This is a genomic window from Tatumella sp. JGM118, assembly GCF_018257515.1.
Lineage (GTDB): Bacteria > Pseudomonadota > Gammaproteobacteria > Enterobacterales > Enterobacteriaceae > Tatumella > Tatumella terrea.
Map to the genome: position 1 here is coordinate 264607 of NZ_JAERJR010000001.1, position 17619 is coordinate 282225.

At 52.8% G+C, this 17619-nt stretch carries 14 protein-coding genes; 10 read left to right on the forward strand and 4 right to left on the reverse strand.

Going from position 1 to position 17619, the window contains the following annotated elements; translation table 11 throughout:
* The first annotated feature begins 20 nt into the window (after nt 1-20).
* On the forward strand, nt 21-875 hold the full coding sequence (gene kdsA / locus JK223_RS01240; RefSeq protein ID WP_212712397.1) for a 3-deoxy-8-phosphooctulonate synthase: 855 nt from the start codon (nt 21-23) through the stop codon (nt 873-875).
* Between the two features lie 85 nt (nt 876-960).
* On the opposite strand, the gene chaA is transcribed toward kdsA, so the two are convergent.
* Complete coding sequence (gene chaA / locus JK223_RS01245) at nt 961-2052, reverse strand: sodium-potassium/proton antiporter ChaA (protein WP_212712398.1); 1092 nt, start codon at nt 2050-2052, stop codon at nt 961-963.
* Between the two features lie 479 nt (nt 2053-2531).
* Here chaA and JK223_RS01250 point away from each other — a divergent pair, with 479 nt between their 5' ends.
* From JK223_RS01250 to spy, 8 genes are all read left to right on the forward strand, one after another.
* Complete coding sequence (locus JK223_RS01250; protein ID WP_212712399.1) at nt 2532-3203, forward strand: gamma-glutamylcyclotransferase; 672 nt, start codon at nt 2532-2534, stop codon at nt 3201-3203.
* 151 nt (nt 3204-3354) lie between these two features.
* Nucleotides 3355-4779 carry a YchO/YchP family invasin gene (locus tag JK223_RS01255; protein ID WP_212712400.1) on the forward strand — a complete coding sequence of 475 codons (1425 nt, stop codon included), beginning with the start codon at nt 3355-3357 and terminating at the stop codon, nt 4777-4779.
* 912 nt (nt 4780-5691) lie between these two features.
* Nucleotides 5692-5829 (forward strand): hypothetical protein, encoded by a 138-nt coding sequence (locus JK223_RS01260; RefSeq protein WP_212712401.1) that lies wholly within the window; start codon nt 5692-5694, stop codon nt 5827-5829.
* Nucleotides 5826-6857: an arginine N-succinyltransferase gene (gene astA / locus JK223_RS01265; RefSeq protein WP_212712402.1), complete on the forward strand. Its 1032-nt coding sequence runs from the start codon at nt 5826-5828 to the stop codon at nt 6855-6857. The genes JK223_RS01260 and astA overlap by 4 nt, the downstream gene beginning before the upstream one ends.
* A complete protein-coding gene (gene astD, locus JK223_RS01270) occupies nt 6854-8305 on the forward strand; it encodes a succinylglutamate-semialdehyde dehydrogenase (RefSeq protein WP_212712403.1) in 1452 nt (483 codons plus the stop codon). Before astA ends, astD begins: the two co-directional genes overlap by 4 nt.
* A 9-nt stretch (nt 8306-8314) precedes the next feature.
* The gene (astB, locus tag JK223_RS01275; RefSeq protein ID WP_212712404.1) at nt 8315-9661 is read left to right on the forward strand and encodes an N-succinylarginine dihydrolase; all 1347 of its coding nucleotides are present in this window, start codon (nt 8315-8317) and stop codon (nt 9659-9661) included.
* 12 nt (nt 9662-9673) lie between these two features.
* On the forward strand, nt 9674-10657 hold the full coding sequence (astE, locus tag JK223_RS01280; RefSeq protein ID WP_212712405.1) for a succinylglutamate desuccinylase: 984 nt from the start codon (nt 9674-9676) through the stop codon (nt 10655-10657).
* 244 nt (nt 10658-10901) lie between these two features.
* Nucleotides 10902-11375, forward strand: a complete 474-nt coding sequence (gene spy, locus JK223_RS01285) for an ATP-independent periplasmic protein-refolding chaperone Spy (protein WP_212712406.1) — start codon at nt 10902-10904, stop codon at nt 11373-11375.
* A 247-nt stretch (nt 11376-11622) separates the two neighbouring features.
* Here spy and nadE read toward each other — a convergent pair whose 3' ends face one another.
* Both nadE and JK223_RS01295 read right to left on the reverse strand, forming a co-directional pair.
* A complete protein-coding gene (nadE, locus tag JK223_RS01290) occupies nt 11623-12450 on the reverse strand; it encodes an ammonia-dependent NAD(+) synthetase (RefSeq protein ID WP_212712407.1) in 828 nt (275 codons plus the stop codon).
* A gap of 67 nt (nt 12451-12517) precedes the next feature.
* Complete coding sequence (locus JK223_RS01295) at nt 12518-13714, reverse strand: multidrug effflux MFS transporter (protein ID WP_212712408.1); 1197 nt, start codon at nt 13712-13714, stop codon at nt 12518-12520.
* Between the two features lie 245 nt (nt 13715-13959).
* Between JK223_RS01295 and osmE the strand changes: the two genes are divergently transcribed.
* Nucleotides 13960-14301, forward strand: a complete 342-nt coding sequence (gene osmE, locus JK223_RS01300) for an osmotically-inducible lipoprotein OsmE (RefSeq protein ID WP_212712409.1) — start codon at nt 13960-13962, stop codon at nt 14299-14301.
* A gap of 635 nt (nt 14302-14936) precedes the next feature.
* On the opposite strand, the gene JK223_RS01305 is transcribed toward osmE, so the two are convergent.
* Nucleotides 14937-16835 carry an aryl-sulfate sulfotransferase gene (locus JK223_RS01305; RefSeq protein WP_212712410.1) on the reverse strand — a complete coding sequence of 633 codons (1899 nt, stop codon included), beginning with the start codon at nt 16833-16835 and terminating at the stop codon, nt 14937-14939.
* Nucleotides 16836-17619: the final 784 nt, after the last annotated feature.

Genomic DNA, 17619 nt, shown 5'->3' on the forward strand with positions numbered 1-17619 from the left:
GTAACTATAGGAACAACAGTATGACAGAAAAAGTCGTCGCCATCGGTGACATCAACGTAGCCAATGATCTGCCGTTTGTGTTGTTCGGCGGTATGAACGTGCTGGAGTCCCGCGAGCTGGCCATGCGTATCTGCGAACATTACGTAAAAGTGACAGATAAGCTGGGTATTCCTTATGTGTTTAAGGCCTCTTTTGATAAGGCAAACCGTTCTTCAATTCATTCTTACCGTGGCCCGGGCCTGGAAGAAGGGCTGAAGATCTTTGCTGAACTGAAAGCTGCTTTTGGCGTAAAAATCATTACTGATGTGCATGAAGCGGCACAGGCTCAACCGGTCTCAGAAGTGGTGGATGTGATCCAGCTTCCGGCCTTTTTAGCCCGTCAGACAGACCTGGTGGAAGCGATGGCAAAAACCGGGGCCGTTATCAACGTTAAAAAACCCCAGTTTATCAGCCCGGGTCAGATGGGTAACATCGTCGATAAATTTGCTGAAGGTGGTAACGAAAAAGTTATCCTTTGTGATCGCGGCAGTAACTTCGGCTATGACAATCTGGTGGTCGACATGCTGGGCTTTAATGTGATGAAGAAAGTCTCCAATAATTCCCCGGTGATCTTTGACGTAACCCATGCCCTGCAGACCCGTGATCCTTTCGGTGCCGCCTCCGGTGGCCGTCGTGCCCAGGTGGCTGAACTGGCCCGCGCCGGGATGGCCGTCGGAATTGCCGGTCTGTTTATTGAAGCGCATCCGGATCCGGTTAACGCCAAATGTGATGGTCCTTCGGCATTGCCGCTGGATAAACTGGAGCCTTTCCTGGTGCAGATGAAAGCCATCGATGATGTGGTGAAATCTTTCCCGGCGCTGGATACCAGCAAATAAGCAGGGCTTCAGGTATAAAAAACGCTGTCAGATGACAGCGTTTTTTTTGCATGATTCCGGACGATAACGCGGCTTTTGCACCGACCTACAGCATGATGGTAATCAGATAACCGACAAACAACGCCAGATGGGCGGCACCGTTCAGTACGTTGGTGCGACCCGTCGAAAAGGAAATCTGACTCAGCAGCAGCACACTGCACATGATAATCATCTGCGGGGCTTCCAGCCCGAAAATCAGTGGCTGACCGGTGATCACCGAAATCAGTGTGACGACCGGCACGGTAAGCGAGATGGTGGCCAGTACCGAACCGAAGAAAAGATTCATCGCCCGCTGAACCTGGTTTGCCAGTACCGCTTTTATCGCTCCCAGCCCTTCCGGAGAGAGGATCAGTAAAGCAATCAGGAACCCGGTGAACTGTTGCGGTGCGTGTAAATCTCCCAGCAACTGTTCGAGGACCGGCGCATTCATTTTAGTGACGCTGATCACCGCGAGCAGGTGGATGACCAGCCACAGACCATGCCATCCGCTGCTATGGGCAGACGGCTTACCGTGATGCGGGTCGCCGTCATCGCTCTTGTCCTCATGCTCATAGATAAACAGGTTCTGATGGGTTTTGGTCTGTATCAGCAGGAAAACGCCATACATCGCGGCAGAGACCAGGGCAATAAGCAGTGACTGTCCGGTACTGAAGTTACCGCCAGGTAAGGCGTTCGGGAACACCAGCACCAGAATAGCCAGCGGGAAAATGGCAATCAGATACTGCTTTACCCCCGCCAGATTGACGTATTGGGTGGCAAATTTACGGCCGCCGAGCAGCAGAGCGAAACCGACCAGCCCGCCGGTCACAATCATGATGATGGAATACAGCGTATCCCGCATCAGGCCCGGCGTGGCACCGCCGGTCGCCATCAATGCAGAAATCAGGCTCACTTCCAGAATAACGACCGACAGCGTCAGGATCAGCGAACCAAAGGGTTCCCCCAACCGGTGTGCCAGTACGTCAGCATGACGCACCACACTGAACGCGCTACTCAGGATAGCGACAAGTGTCAGCAGGTTGATAGCAATGACAAGAGGTAATGAAGTCTGATGACTAAAAAACCAAAGTACTATCAATGCCACTATCGGGAAAATAAGAGAATACTCCGTGTGTCTGGTTTTTTCATGCGCTGGCATTCTGTTTCCTCACGCGTTAAAAATGAACTATCTTTTCAGGAGGTCAGGCTTCGGGTAAAGCGGTTGGGGAATAGTAACTTTCAATAATCTTATCATTTATTTCCGGAATTGATATATTTTTTTACATCATTTTACTTTTTTAATTCGGCGCTCTGTTTTTTAAGGGTTACTTTTTCTAACTCTATGTTTATTAATTTATTTTTTAAAAAATTAATCCTGTCTTTATGGGGGTATATTGGTGTAAGTTGGCATTTTCAGACGGAGTTATAGGGTCAGATTATCTTTAGTGTAGCCTGGTGGGTGTTTTTCAGGGTTATTCCTCCTGATGAACTGCAGCAGAAGCTCAATGAATGTTCAATGAATCTTATTTTCCATCAGGATAAAGAGTTATTATTTGTGAAGCACTTCACATAACTAGCTGTTTGCTGTAATCATAACACCGGGTTTCACTGAAAAAGCAGAACAAGAAGGGAGGGAATGTGCTGACCCGGGATTTTTTGATTAATGCTGATTGCCAGTCCTCGTTTGGCAGTATCGAACCGCATCTGTTACTAAGTACAGAACAGCGGAAAGCCTCCCTGAGCCGTTTTCTGGCAGAACTCCCTCCACGACAGCCGATTTGGGTCTTTGGTTACGGGTCACTGATGTGGAATCCGGTGCTGGACTATAGTGAAGTACAAGCGGCACAACTGGACGGGTGGCAGCGTGCCTTCTGTATCCGTCTGATTGCAGGGCGGGGGACCGGTTGTACTCCAGGCCGTATGCTGGCATTAAAAGCCGGAGGTCAGACGCGTGGGCTGGTATTTCGCCTGAATGAGACGACCAGTGCCACTGAACTGGAATTACTCTGGAAGCGGGAAATGATCACCGGCTGTTATTGCCCGCGCTGGCAGACAGTGACACTGGATGATGGCCGTGAAATCACTGCGCTGGTTTTTACCATTAATACCGAGCACCCTCTCTACGAACCGGATGACTCGCCCGCCATCGTAGCGCCACTGATCGCGGCGGCACGCGGTCCGCTCGGGACGAATGCCCGTTATCTTTATGATCTGGTCAACAGTCTGGCTGCCCTTGGCGCACCGGACGAAAAGCTGAGTACACTGGCCTCGCAGGTCAGGGAATGTTCTCCGGAGCAGGACACGCCCTGACAGACTGCCAGAGAGACCCTTGCGCAGAAATTGTGCTGAACGTTATACTTCAGGCAGGCTATGATATACTGACCCTTAACACTTACCCGAGTACGCAGGTTGTGAATCGCCAGTTAATCTTTTTACCTACCGGAAGCTGTTGATATTATTTATGCCCTTAAACAGATCCCGTATCCTCTGTTGTTTCGTCACATTGCTGCTTGCAGCGCACGTCACCGCCCGGGCCGACAGTGACACAACACTCTCTGAGACGCCGTTCGATGATGCTGCAGCCCGCTTTGCAAAACAAGCAGACCAGCTACCGGAACTTGGTAGCAGTGCGGGAAGCAACGATTTTTCCCGCCAGCTGGCGGAGATAGCTCAGGGGATTGCCGCCGCAAATGACAGTGACACCGACACCAGTCTCGGACACAGCGCCGGGCTCTGGGCGTTTGATCATTTCCGCGACCAGCTCGGGAAACGGCTGAATCAGGAGAGTCAGTCGCTGCTGTCACCTTATGGTCACGCCAGTGTGAATCTGAATGTCGATGTGGACGGGAATTTTGACGGTACCTCAGCCTCATTGCTCAGTCCGCTGGCAGAAAATGATCGTTACCTCACGTTCAGTGAGGTCGTTCTGAGCGAAAGTATGCCCGGGACGACCGGCAGTGTCGGCCTGGGGCAACGCTGGGGCCAGGGTAACTGGCTGTTCGGGTATAATGCCTTTCTCGACCATTTGTTTAATAAACAACTGAACAGGGCATCGGTCGGTTCTGAGGCCTGGGGAGATTTTCTTCGTTTCTCCGCGAACTACTATCAGCCGCTGTCCGGCTGGCGTGATGTGAACGACACTCAGATGGCGCGTATGGCTCGCGGATATGATATTACCAGTCAGGGGTATCTGCCGTTTTACCGGCAACTCGGCGTCACGGTGAGCTGGCAGCAATATCTTGGGGATAATATCGATGCCTTCGATAGCGGTAATTATTACCACAATCCCTCCGCGCTTTCTTTAGGTGTCTCCTATACACCGGTACCGCTGGTAACGTTCTCGGCCAGCCATAAAACCGGCACCGGCGGGGAGAGTCAGGACCTGTTCGGTCTGAAGCTGAATTACCATTTTGGCGAATCGCTGCGTGAACAGCTTTCGCCGGATGCAGTGGCGGCGGCCCGTTCACTGCGGGGCAGCCGGTTTGATGTTGTCAGCCGTAATAACAGTCCGGTGCTGAGTTACCGTAAACGCAGTTCACTGAGTGTCTTCCTCGCGACACCGCCGTGGCAGTTATCCGCAGGAGAGAGCCTGGTTCTGAAACTGCAGGTGACCCCGGATAAGAATATTAAATCGGTTCATTGGGAAGGCGATACCCGTGCCCTTAGTCTGACACCGCCAGCCGATGCTTCCGGTACCCAGGGCTGGAGTATTATCATGCCGGCATGGAGTAATGACCCGGGGGCGACCAATGAATATCACCTCGCCGTCACGGTGACCAATAATCATAATACGGTGACTTCCAATACCATTACGCTAAAGCTGACACCGCCGATGCAGCTGGATGATACGGTGAATCCTGATCAATATGATCTGATGGCACCGTAAACCGAAATGACCGCCCGGCGGGAGGTACTTTCCGGCGGGTGGTCCTGAAACACTTCTCCTCTCTGCGCATCAAAGCTGCCGGAGGTTATCTTCGCTACTGGCTGTTTACTATTGGTGATTCACCTGCGGCAGCACTCAGCACATACATCGCCCGGTTCAGCGCTGACCCCGGAAAGGCGTATCAGGCAGACTGTATACCTGACCTGCGATCCGGGGCCTTACATTTATTGATTTATCTATGGGTTCGTCCGGCTCCGTATCGGCGACCTTTGACAGAAACATCATTTTATCAATGAGTTATTTACTAATCCATTAGTCGGCCGTGACTCCTTTAAGGGAAAGGCTTCGGGTTTTACTCCTGTCTGCTCTGCGGAGCCGCCTGATAATATTTACGCGGCCGGCTGTCCGGCTGCCATGCATGACGGCTCAGTCACCGCCAACAGGTTACCGGCCGGTAACAGACCTGCACCGGGTTCACCGGCATAAGCGCATTCGTTCCGCCCGGCAGACTGGCGATGTTCTGATACGGGGCATTCTCCGGGACGACGCGCACTCTCTGCACCTTTTTGGTTCACCATTCCCTCGTTCGGGCTGTTTTCTGCCCCCCGGGAGTGCGTTGTTATGACTGGTTATTCCTGAGAGTGATAAAAATCACAAAATAAATAATTTTTTCGCTTTTTGCATAAATCCGCTTTCCCGGAGAGGATGAGTCTTATGCTGTCAGCGGTCTATTCATTTTTTATTCATTAAAAGTGAATAATAGAGTGGTGTAACTTATTGATTTATTTTATTGCGGATAATTTTATGCATTTTCATCCCGCTCTGGCACGTTAACTGCAATCTACACTGACTGCAGCCAGCCTGAGGCTGAAATTTAAATAATCGTTTTTGATATTCAGTCCGGAGATCCTGATGAGACAACCTATTCGCTGTAAAAAACAGAGCCCCGTCGGGTATCCGGACGGAAGCGGTCGTGCCCGGGTAGCCCATAACGGTAACTACGCATCAGTGACTGATCTTTCCGGGCTGGCGGGGAGGGCAAACCGATGATGGTGATCCGTCCTGTCTGCCGTGCCGACCTGCCAGGTCTGATGCAGCTTGCTAAGAAAACCGGCGGGGGCCTGACATCCCTGCCTCAGGATGAGAAGACTCTGGCAGCGCGCATTGAGCGTTCTATAGAGACATGGCAGGGGGAACGTCCTCAGGCACAGCAGGGATACGTGTTTGTGCTGGAAGATACCACCGATGGTGCCATTGCCGGGATCAGTGCTATCGAAGTCGCCGTGGGTCTGGAAGAGCCCTGGTATAACTATCGCGTCGGTTCACTGGTACACGCTTCACGGCAACTGGATATTTATAATCCATTAGCGACATTGTCACTAAGCAATGACCACACCGGGGCCACCGAATTGTGTTCGCTGTTTCTGGACCCGGATTACCGGATGCATAAAAACGGTCAGTTATTGTCGAAATCCCGCTTTTTATTTATGGCCGGTTTTCCGGAGGTTTTTTCTCCGCGGGTAGTGGCCGAAATGCGCGGCGTGATCGATGACGCCGGTAATTCACCCTTCTGGGACAGTGTCGGCAGCCATTTCTTTTCGATGGATTTCAGCCGGGCAGACTTCCTCAGCGGTACCGGACATAAAGCCTTTATTGCCGAACTGATGCCAAAGCACCCGTTATATATCCATTATCTGAGCGAAGACGCCCGGGCGGTGATCGGTGAGGTGCATGTAAAGACCGCACCGGCCAGGGCTTTGCTTGAAGCCGAAGGGTTTCGCTATCAGAACTATGTCGATATTTTTGATGGCGGCCCGACTCTGGAATGTGAGTTAGCGGCGATCCGGGCTGTTAAACAGAGCCGGGTCATGACAACGGCCGCAGGGATCCCTGATGACCACCATCCGCTCAGTCTGGTCGCCGGCATGGACTATCTCCGGTTCCGGGCCGTGCTGCTGCCGGTCGACCCGCAGGCCGGGACGGTGTTAATCCCGCCCGACTGCGCGGCCCGCCTACAGATAGCTGCCGGAGACCCGGTACGCGTTGTCTCTCTTAGCCCGCAAGGAACCTGTTTATGACATTACTGATCAATGGCCAGTGGCTGACCGGCCGCGGGAGCGCTCTGATAAAATATGATCCGGTCAGCGGCGAGGTGCTCTGGCAGGGGCACAGTGCGACAGAGGAGGAGGTCACTGCGGCCTGTCAGGCCGCCGGTGCGGCATTCGGGGCCTGGTCCGCACTGGAATTCAGCGATCGGCTGGCGGTGGTTAACCGTTTCGGAAAACAGCTGGAAGACCATCAGCCGGCGCTGACCGCCTGTATTGCCAGAGAAACCGGCAAACCCCGTCGTGAAGCCGCCAGTGAGGTGACCTCCATGATCAACAAAATCGCCATCTCCGTACAGTCCTGGCATCAGCGCACTGGCAATAGCGAAACACCGGGCAGCAGCCTGCATCACCGCCCGCATGGCGTGATGGCGGTATTTGGTCCTTACAATTTTCCGGGGCATCTGCCGAACGGACACATTATTCCTGCCTTGCTGGCGGGAAATACCGTGGTATTCAAGCCCAGTGAACTGACGCCTGCGACGGCCCAGCTGACACTGGAATGCTGGCAGAAGGCCGGTCTGCCCGCCGGGGTGATTAACCTTATACAGGGAGGCAAAGAGACCGGACAGGCATTGCTGGCTCAGCCCTCGCTGGCCGGAGTCCTTTTTACCGGCAGTGCGGCCACCGGTTATCATATCCATCGTCAGTTTGCGGGAAGGCCGGAGGTGATTCTGGCGCTGGAAATGGGCGGCAACAACGCCCTGATCGTCGAAGATCCTGCAGATATTGATGCAGCGGTCAATATTACACTTCAGTCCGCTTTTATCAGCGCCGGTCAGCGGTGCACCTGTGCCCGGCGCCTGCTGGTCAGACGTGGTCAGCAGGGGGACCGTTTTCTCACACGACTCTCGGAGGTGGCCGCAAAAATTGTCCCGGCCGCCTGGGATGCGCTGCCGGAGCCCTTTATGGGCAGTGTTATCTCACCCGCCGCCGCCGGGCATATCTGGCAGCACTGGCAGCAGACAGAGCAGGCCGGCGGAGACGTGCTGCTCAGAATGCGCTGGCCGGATCCGGCCTCTGCACTGATTTATCCGGGCATCATTGATATCACCGGTTTGCCTGCGGCGGATGAGGAAATCTTCGGGCCGTTACTGCACGTTATCCGTTATGACGATTTTGAACAGGCAATCACTCTGGCGAATCAGAGCCGCTATGGCCTCTCCTGCGGGCTGATTTCTGCGGATCGCCGCCAGTTTTTATTGCTGCAAAAACGGGCGCGGGCAGGGATCGTTAACTGGAATAAACCGCTAACCGGTGCTGCGAGTAATGCACCTTTCGGCGGGATAGGGGCATCCGGTAATCACCGTCCCGGGGCCTTTTATGCCGCAGATTATTGTGCCTGGCCGATGGCTTCAATGGAAAGTCCGCAGTTAACACTGCCGGAAGAACTGCCGCCGGGCCTCGATTTTTCCCGTTAAGGATGCGCGATGAACAGAAATAGTCAGTCAACAGAGGCTAATTTTGACGGGCTGGTGGGGCCGACACACCATTATGCCGGGTTATCCTTCGGCAATGAGGCCTCGGCACGTCACCAGTATCAGCCGTCCAACCCGCTGAAAGCGGTACTGCAGGGGCTGGGGAAAATGAAAGCCCTTGCAGACCAGGGGTTTGTGCAGGGCGTGATCCCGCCACTGGCCCGGCCGGACCTGCGCCTGCTAAGGCAGCTGGGGTTTACCGGTAATGATGTTCAGATACTGCAGAAAGCCCGCCAACAGGCCCCGGAGCTGTTATCTGCCGCCTGCTCGGCCTCTTCTATGTGGGTTGCCAATGCCGCGACCGTATCGCCTTCGGCAGATACTGCTGATAACCGTGTCCATTTCACGGTAGCTAACCTGAATAATAAACTGCACCGGATGTCTGAAGCCCGCGGGACAACCGCGGTACTGCGGGCACTGTTCGCCGATGAGCGTCGATTTATCATCCATGACGCCTTACCCCAGACTCCGGCGTTCGGCGATGAAGGCGCGGCGAACCATAACCGTCTGTATGGCGGTGCAGAGGGGCCGGGACTGGAGTTATTTGTCTACGGTTATGATGCCAGGCTGCCCTCGGGCGGGCCGGTGCGCTACCCCGCCAGGCAGACCCGTCAGGCCAGTGAAGCCGTGGCGCGGCTGCATCAGCTGGATCCGCAAACAACCCTCTATGCACAACAGAACCCGGCGGTGATCGATCAGGGGGTGTTTCATAATGATGTCATTGCCGTGAGTCACCGCGAAGTGTTGTTCTGTCATGAACAGGCCTTCAGCGGGCAACAGGCCCTGTTTGATGCCATCCGCCAGCGTCTGCCTGAGTTTCATCCGCTGGTGGTACCGGACGAGGCCGTGACGGTCAGCGATGCGGTTAACACCTATCTTTTTAACAGCCAGTTACTGAGCCGGCAGGATGGCAGTATGTCGCTGGTACTGCCACAGGAGGCCCGTGAGCATCCGGCGGTCTGGCAATATCTGCAACAGCTGCTGGCCGGGGATAACCCGATCACCGACTTACAGGTCTTCGACCTGCGCGAAAGTATGCGTAATGGTGGCGGACCGGCATGTCTGCGTTTACGGGTCACCCTGACAGAGGAAGAACGTCAGGCCGTTAACCCGGCCGTCATGATGAATGATGCGCTCTATACCCGGCTGACGGCGTGGGCAGGGAAATTCTACCGCGACCGGCTGACGACGGATGACCTGGCAGATCCGCAACTACTGACAGACAATTATCAGGCCCTGGATGAACTGACCGGGATACTGAATCTCGGGACGGTGTATGACTTCCAGCAATCACAGTGAGGATGAAAGCGAATGACCGATTATCTTCAGGGAATGTTAACCGGGCAACCGGCTCTGCCGCCGCAGGGAGAAAATGCGGTGCTTTTCTGGCGTGAAAAAGGAGAAGGGATTCTGGAACTGATCCCCCGTACGCCCCGCCAACCGGGGTCGCTGATCATTTCGGCCGGGATCCACGGTAACGAAACTGCGCCGATAGAGATCCTCAATCAACTGGTCACAGAAATTTTACGCGGAGAATGCGTTGTTGCGCAGCGATTACTGGTGATCTTCGGTAATCCGGCGGCAATCCGTCAGGGCGTACGCTTTGTTGATTATGATATGAATCGCCTGTTTTCAGGATATCGCGATAAGTTGCCGCCCTGTGATGAATCGCAGCGTGCAGCGCAACTGGAGCAGGCGGTCAGTGAGTTTCGCGGCCAGGACCCGGCGCAGTCAGTCTGCTGGCATCTTGACTTGCATACGGCCATCCGCGGGTCACTCTACCCGAAGTTCGGGCTGTTACCGGCGAGTCCCCGGCCACGTAATGCATCGTTTATTGACTGGCTGGGGCGGGCAGGTCTGGAAGCGCTGGTTTTTCATCAGGCACCGGGCGGCACCTTCAGCCATTTCACCTGCCACACGCTGGCAGCGGAAAGCTGTACTCTGGAGCTGGGAAAGGCGCTACCGTTTGGCTGTAATGCTCTGGCGGATTTTGACTGCGCCCGGCAGGCATTACGGGCCAGGATCGGGGGTGACACAGAAACGCCAGCCACCCCGGATACCCCGCCACGCCATTTCCGGGTGGTCAGGCAGTTAACCCGCACCGGCGCGGATTTTCACCTGCATATGTCAGACACGACACCGAATTTTACATGGTTTCCGCCGGGGACGATACTGAGCGAGGAAGGGGGCCGGTCTGAGCGGGTATTGCATCCGGAGGGCGAGCGGGTACTTTTCCCAAACCCCCGGGTCGCGTATGGTCAGCGGGCCGGGCTGATGCTGGAAGAAGAGTTGTAAACTGCCGCAATGTTTCGCCCGGATGACGATTTGCCGGGCGGGACCTGACTTACCATACACTTTCTTATCACTCTGCTGCTATTTCCTCATTTTTTCTCCATGATTGCGGAGTTTTGCACATTTTCGTTTTCAGTGATTTACGCAGCCTCTGAGTAATTGACGTTATCAGGCGTAAAGTGGTTTCCGACGACGACAATGTCAGCAGACATCGTCAGACAACTAAAACTATTAAGGATATGACTCTATGCGTAAACTCACTTCACTGTTCCTGGCAACATCTCTGGCCTTTGGTGCTGCCAGTGTGGTACACGCGCAGGCCGATAATTTAACGCCTCCGACGGCATCCCAGCACCGTCCGATGCATCCTCATGGACCGGACTTCTTTCATGGCATAAAACTGACTGATGCACAGAAACAACAGGTGCGTGACATCATGAAGCAGAGCCATCAGCAGATGAAACGTCCGTCGGTGGAACAACGCCGTGCAGCACATGACATAGTAGCCTCAGACAGTTTTGATCAGGCAAAAGCAGAGACCGAAGCTGCCAGCCTGGCCGCAGGGGCTAAAGACCGTGCATTCCAGCGGTTGCAGACAGAAAATAAACTGTACAACGTTCTGACACCGGAACAGAAGAAACAATATAACGACGGTTTTGAGCGTCACCTGACCGAAAAGCATGATGCTAAAGGACATGCGCCACAGGATACTGCCGGCTAACGCCTTTGCCCTCTGAATCCCCTGAGACCGCCCTGAGGGCTGACGGATCGATGATCCCGTCAGCCATTATGGGCGGTTTTATTCTGAGATGACGCGGGGGGGCAGGCCGCCAGGTCACTCCCGGCAGAACCTGGTATCCCTAGCGCCGATACCGGCAGGGTACAGGAAAGTGACAGAAGGTCCCGGCCGGAGATATAAAAAAACCCCCCTTCTTAGAAGGGGGTTTTTCATGTTATGCGTAAGGTGATTATTTTTTCCAGAAGTCGTCGAATACCGTAATTGGTGGCTGACGCTTGTGTTCAGTTTTCAGGTACCAGCCCTCGATGATTTTTGCCGGCTCAGGCGCGATGGTTTTACCTTCCAGATAAGCATCGATCAAAGCGTAGGTCACCCCCAGGGCTACCTCATCCTGCAGGCCCGGACGACCGTCTTCCAGGTCTGCCGTCGGATGCTTCAGGTAGAGATGCTCAGGGCAGCCGAGCTGTTTCAGAAGCTGTTTTCCCTGACCTTTGTTCAGGCGGAAAATAGGGTTGATATCGGTACCGCCGTCACCGTATTTGGTGAAAAAGCCGGTAACCGCTTCGGCGGCATGGTCGGTGCCGACCACCACACCGCTGGTCATTCCGGCGATACTGTATTGTGCTTTCATTCGTTCGCGGGCCTTTTCATTCCCCTTCACAAAATCAGATAACACAATTCCCGCCTCTTTCAGCGCACGTTCGCTGGCCAGCACGGCTTCTTTAATGTTGACGGTCAGCGTCTGGTCCGGCTGGATAAAATTCAGGGCATCCTGACAGTCCTGTTCATCGGCCTGGTCACCGTAGGGCAGACGTACAGCGATAAACCGGTAATCCTGAACACCGGTTTCAGCACGCAGTTCTGAGATAGCCGTCTGGCAGAGTTTACCGGTCAGGGTGGAGTCCTGACCCCCGCTGATGCCTAACACCAGACTTTTCAGCCCCGGATAGGTCTTCAGATAGGACTTGAGGAAATCCACACTGGTGCGTATTTCCTGCTGAACATCAATCACCGGTTTTACCCCCAGTGCACGGATAATCTCTTGTTGTAATGTCATACAGGACTCCTCGGTTCAGGGGCGGTCAGTGACCGCCGTGTCACAACATGCCTTCTGTGCGGTCTGTTTATTTTACCGCGGCAACAGGTTTTTTCGCCACAAAGGTAAACATCAGGATCGCCAGCATGAAACAGCCAAAAATCGTCGATGTCATACTGAGCACCGATGTCCCGCCCAGCCCTGTGACAGGAATACTCAGTGACCCCAGGGTGAACATCGTTACGCCGATCACCGCAGAAGCACTGCCCGCGCGGCGGCCCTGACTCTGCATCGCCAGAGAGGACGCCGTGGTGGAAATGACGGCATTGCTGGCGATGCTGAAGAACAGCGTGAACAGGATCACCGGTAACGGAGCATGCAGAATGCCGGCAATCAACAGACTAAGAGAGGCCACAAATGCCAGCATCAGTCCGCCTTTCAGCACCCGATACTCTCCCAGTCGGGGACTGAGACGGGCACTGGTTTGTGAAGCAATGACCAGGCCCAGGCCATTCAGTGCAAAGCAGTGACTGAAGGTCTGGGGTGACATCCCGTAAATCTGTTGCAGTACAAACGGCGATGCACCGATGTAGGCAAACATACCTGCCATCATAAATCCCTGGGTGAGGCAGAAGCCCATAAACGGACGATGGGTGACCACCTGGCCCAGCGCGCCCCAGGCGGATAGCAGTGATCCCTGGCTGCGTTTTTCCGGGTGCAGTGTCTCATGAACATGTAACCGGCTGAGGGTGATCAGTAAAACCGCAATCCCGGACAGCACCAGGAAAATTCCGCGCCAGCTCATGATATTCATCAGTGCACCGCCAATGACCGGGGCCGCGATCGGCGCCAGACCATTGACCAGCATCAGCATGGCAAAAAAACGGGTCAGTTCATGACCACTGTACATATCCCGGGCGATGGCCCGGGATAATACCGCGCCACCGGCGCCACCCAGGCCCTGGAACAGGCGGGCAATCAGTAGCTGGTCCAGGCTCTGAGCCATGGAACAGGCGACGGAGGCCAGCAGCAGTAGCACTAATGACAATGCCAGCGGAACTGTTCGCCCGTACTTATCACTCATCGGGCCAAACAGCAGTTGTCCGAACCCGAGCCCCAGCAACCCTGCGGTCAGGCTAAGCTGCGCACTGGCGGTAGCAATATGCAGGCTGCCGGCAAGCTGCGGTAACGCCGGAAGATACAGGTCAATACATAAGGGGCCAAGTCCTGCCATCAGGCCAAGGATTAGCACAAAAGAGAAACGGTGCGGGAGGGCTTTGGACATTTTTCCTCTGAATCTATGGTGTTTCCGTTGAATAATATCATTATGAAAATTAACAGATTATATCTGTCATCGGCCTGAGGCGCGCTGGTTTACCGCGATGGGCTGTCCAAGAGAATATCGGTTTAAGACGTTTCAGTCCATGCTAACCATTTGTTTTATCGTTATTACCTATTACACTTAAAAGGCGTGAGTTGACCCGTTCATCAGATTTTTTATTGTGTATTACGATTACAGTGAGGTAAATAATGCATAAATTCACCGGACTTATCGCAGCAGGTGCTGCCATCGCCATTCTTTCCGGGTGTACGACTTATCATCAGGCAGAAAGCTATGTCACCAAACCTGTGGTAAAAGACGTTAAAAAAGGAATGACACGTGACCAGGTTCGCCATATCGGCGGTCAACCGGCTTCCGTGATCACCATGATCCATGCCCGCGGGACCTGTGATACCTACATCATTGGCCAAAGCGAAGGTAAACCGCTGACGTATTTTGTCAGCTATAACGACACCGGACATGTGATGAATTACGGCTTCCAGAGCTGCACCGAATACGACACCGATCCTCAGGCTCCGCAAACGAACTGATCTTTTGCAGAGATAAAACGGGCAGACATCATGGGGTGAAGCCTATCCGTGAAGTCGTACTTAAACTTCCGGGCAGCCCTGCAAAAATCCGCAATCTCACAAGGGTTGCGGATTTTTTGTATCCGCAGCCTCCTGCATGACTGGGTGGCGCTCTCAATGCCGGGCCATTAATAAAAACCTTACCTGTAAGGGAATTTCCACCGGAACTTAAAAGGGCATTAATTAATCTGAGAAGCGCTAAACGCATCCCCGAAGGCACTGTAACAGTTAAACCGTTATTGCCCCCGGCTTATGCAGACAGAATGACGATGGAAAGAAACGAAGAATAACCGGAAGCATCCTTTGGAAAAGGTGTGGCAGGTAAAGGTAAAGATGCCGGCAGAAGAAGGGTGTTCTAAGGCTCTGCATGGGGTTCAGGAGATCCTGCGGGTGCCGGGAAGATTATGTGGGTACGGCAGGGCAAGCATACAGAAAAATGGAAAAGAAACAGTCACGACTTTCTCAGTGAAGCCGGTTAACGAGCCATAAAATGCAAAGGTAAGATTACGTTGTGCCTGTCAGGACGCTATGGGGTTGAAAGCTTTACAGGCGAATATGGAAAACCTCCGGCGCTGCCGGAGGTGGCTGTAGTCCTGCTAGTGATAGAGTGGCATTTTATATGCTCTGAAACAGTAAAGTTCAGCCCGTCGCAGGGTTCCGCTTCCGGGGTACTTGAATGATCCGGACGTTAGTCTGATCTCAAACACTGGCATACGGGAATTGAGATCGACTTCCTGCAGAATGACTCTGCCCTGATAAGTGCCGTTCACCTGTTCCTGCGGATCTTGTCGATCAGATTCGCCGGGCATCAAAGTCAACGGCAGTCCGGTATCTGTGCCACTGCCATTGTCCTGGAAAATAATACCGCCAAAGTTCGCAAACAGGCGGGGTTGTTCCGGATCATCATTGTGGTTAAAGAAATGAGCCGTCGAAACAAAAGAGCTGTAGCCCGCAGGACCGAGTTCTGATTCACCGTAGGTTGCCTGCAGACTAATTTCCTTCGAACTAAGCATGATTTCATAACGGGAGCAACGCGACGCATTAGCCGACGCCACCACACCTTCAGACTGATCCCGGGTACGATAATTTCCGTTGTTGAATACCGAAAACCGGATAATATCCGGATCGGACGTGGATTTGATAATCTCACGAACGTTATGCTGTCCCCAGGTCCAGAAATCGTTATTTTCATCGCCTGACCGTGCTGAAACTGTTGAATGACCTGATCCTTTGGGGGCTGGATTAACAGGATGGAGCAAAAGATTAGACCAGTCGGTAACAGGAATACCTGACTCACTCGCTTCCCAACCATCAGAGGGCGCCGAAATAAAACGCAGCGAACCGGTCTCACGTTCGATCCCGATAATGGCACTCTGATGCCGGCATGACGCGATCAGCAAATGAGTGTCAGAATCAAGATAAACCTGGTTAATGTGGATCCAGTCGTAAATAAAGGGAACGGATAAATCGGTCGGTACAGGAAGGCGCCAAAAGTTCATAATAATACGCAGGTCATAGTAAACTTTTTCATATCCCGTCCCAAGGTCGAGGATCGCAATGCAGTCTTCTCCGGAAGGGCCTTGATTCGCCGGAGTCACAGGACCTTCACCGGCATTGCGGGCACTGATGTAATCTGAGGCGTACAGCAATGCGTTTTCTCCCGGCACTTCAATAAGAGAATGGTGTGCTCTGTCCCGAATGAAATAAATACCATGAACACGTCCGGTCGCATCGAAACGCCAGAGTTCACGTAGCCCCGGCGGCTCATTCTCTTTCAAATCCGGAGGTGTATAGTAGTATTGCAGATGATCGTCGCTGCCGATAAACGTTCCATCAGAGAGTCGTACCGTGTTGAATACGGGAAGCCAAAGAGCCGGGTCTTCATCCGGATCGCCGGCACGAACATACCAGCGGACGTTCGCCAACCTGTCGAAGGCGATATTAGCCCGGCGTTCGGAGAGGATGACGAAGTACAAGTCATCGCTAACTTCATTCTGTCCGGCGGTTGTCATTACCTGAACTTTCGGGAAACCATTGGTCGTAACTCCATCAGAATCGTCCGGCGGAAGAGCGGCCAGGGTAACCTCCTTCCGGAAGGTGTTTACACCATCGGTGACAACAACCTGACATTCAGTCGTCATATTTGACCGCGCAAGAAATCCCAGCACAGGCAGGACAACGATTTGGTCCGCCGCGAGATCTGACCACGTTTGCGTAATCGCGGGTGCGGTAGGTTCATCAGTGGATGAAACTGTGACTGTGATTTCTGCACCTGTACTCCGGAAACCCAACAGAGCGCTCATTGGCGAGCGACCGAAAAGATCTTGTTGGTATTTTTCGTTACCACTACCAAGGGTATCTGCGGAGGTAATCGTCGAGATAAAAGAATCATACAGCGCGTTATCACGGATGACAGGGGGAATATTGGTCTGGAGGCCGGGATTATAGGTACCATCTCCGGGATCCCGTTGTCCAATATGGGTTGGTATCGCCATAATATAATTCCTTATTTAATCTGAAAAAATAATGTATTAAGGAGAATAAGCTGAAATACGTAATGCGTCTCCATTCTGTGGCTTGAATAGTGCATAGATACTTTTCATGACAGGAGAATTGGGTTTATTTTAATAATGAAGAGGTGGTGAGCCGTTTAAAAACTATCTGATAAGGCTTTCTCCTTTGTCACTTAGGTATTGATAAATCAATGGCTGAGTTGATTATATATTTAATTATCCTTACGATGAAGTGAGGGTGATTAACTCTTAAGAATACCGCAGGTTCATTTTTATGTTACCCCTTACAGGGAAACTATATAGTAAGACTGGTCACAAATAGGGGGTTTTTATCAGGCTTACATCAGTAAATACTTCAATGAAAAATTCAAAATAAAATTTCTGATAATACTTCCGTGAACCATAAGACAGGGAGTTATCTGGCTCTGAAACTGCAGACAGTAATCCCTGCCATGACTATTATCGTCACTGACTCTCTTGCATACTGTCCGGGGGAACAGCTAAGGAATATGCTGACTGGCTCAGGCGGTATGACATGAGTCGTTTTAACTCATGAATTTGGTCCGGAAGTGCAGCCAGTGGTGACAGGTACGTAATCTCCGTAGAAATAACAGGAGGATGAGGACTCCATTGATTTCAGAGCTCTCAGCCTGAACAGGGCAATTCCCGGAATCATAATGGTGTTTAATCATTCGTTAATGTCCTGACGGTTATTTTCACTCTGAGTATGTCATAAATATATCACAGAGCGTCAGATGATCGGCGA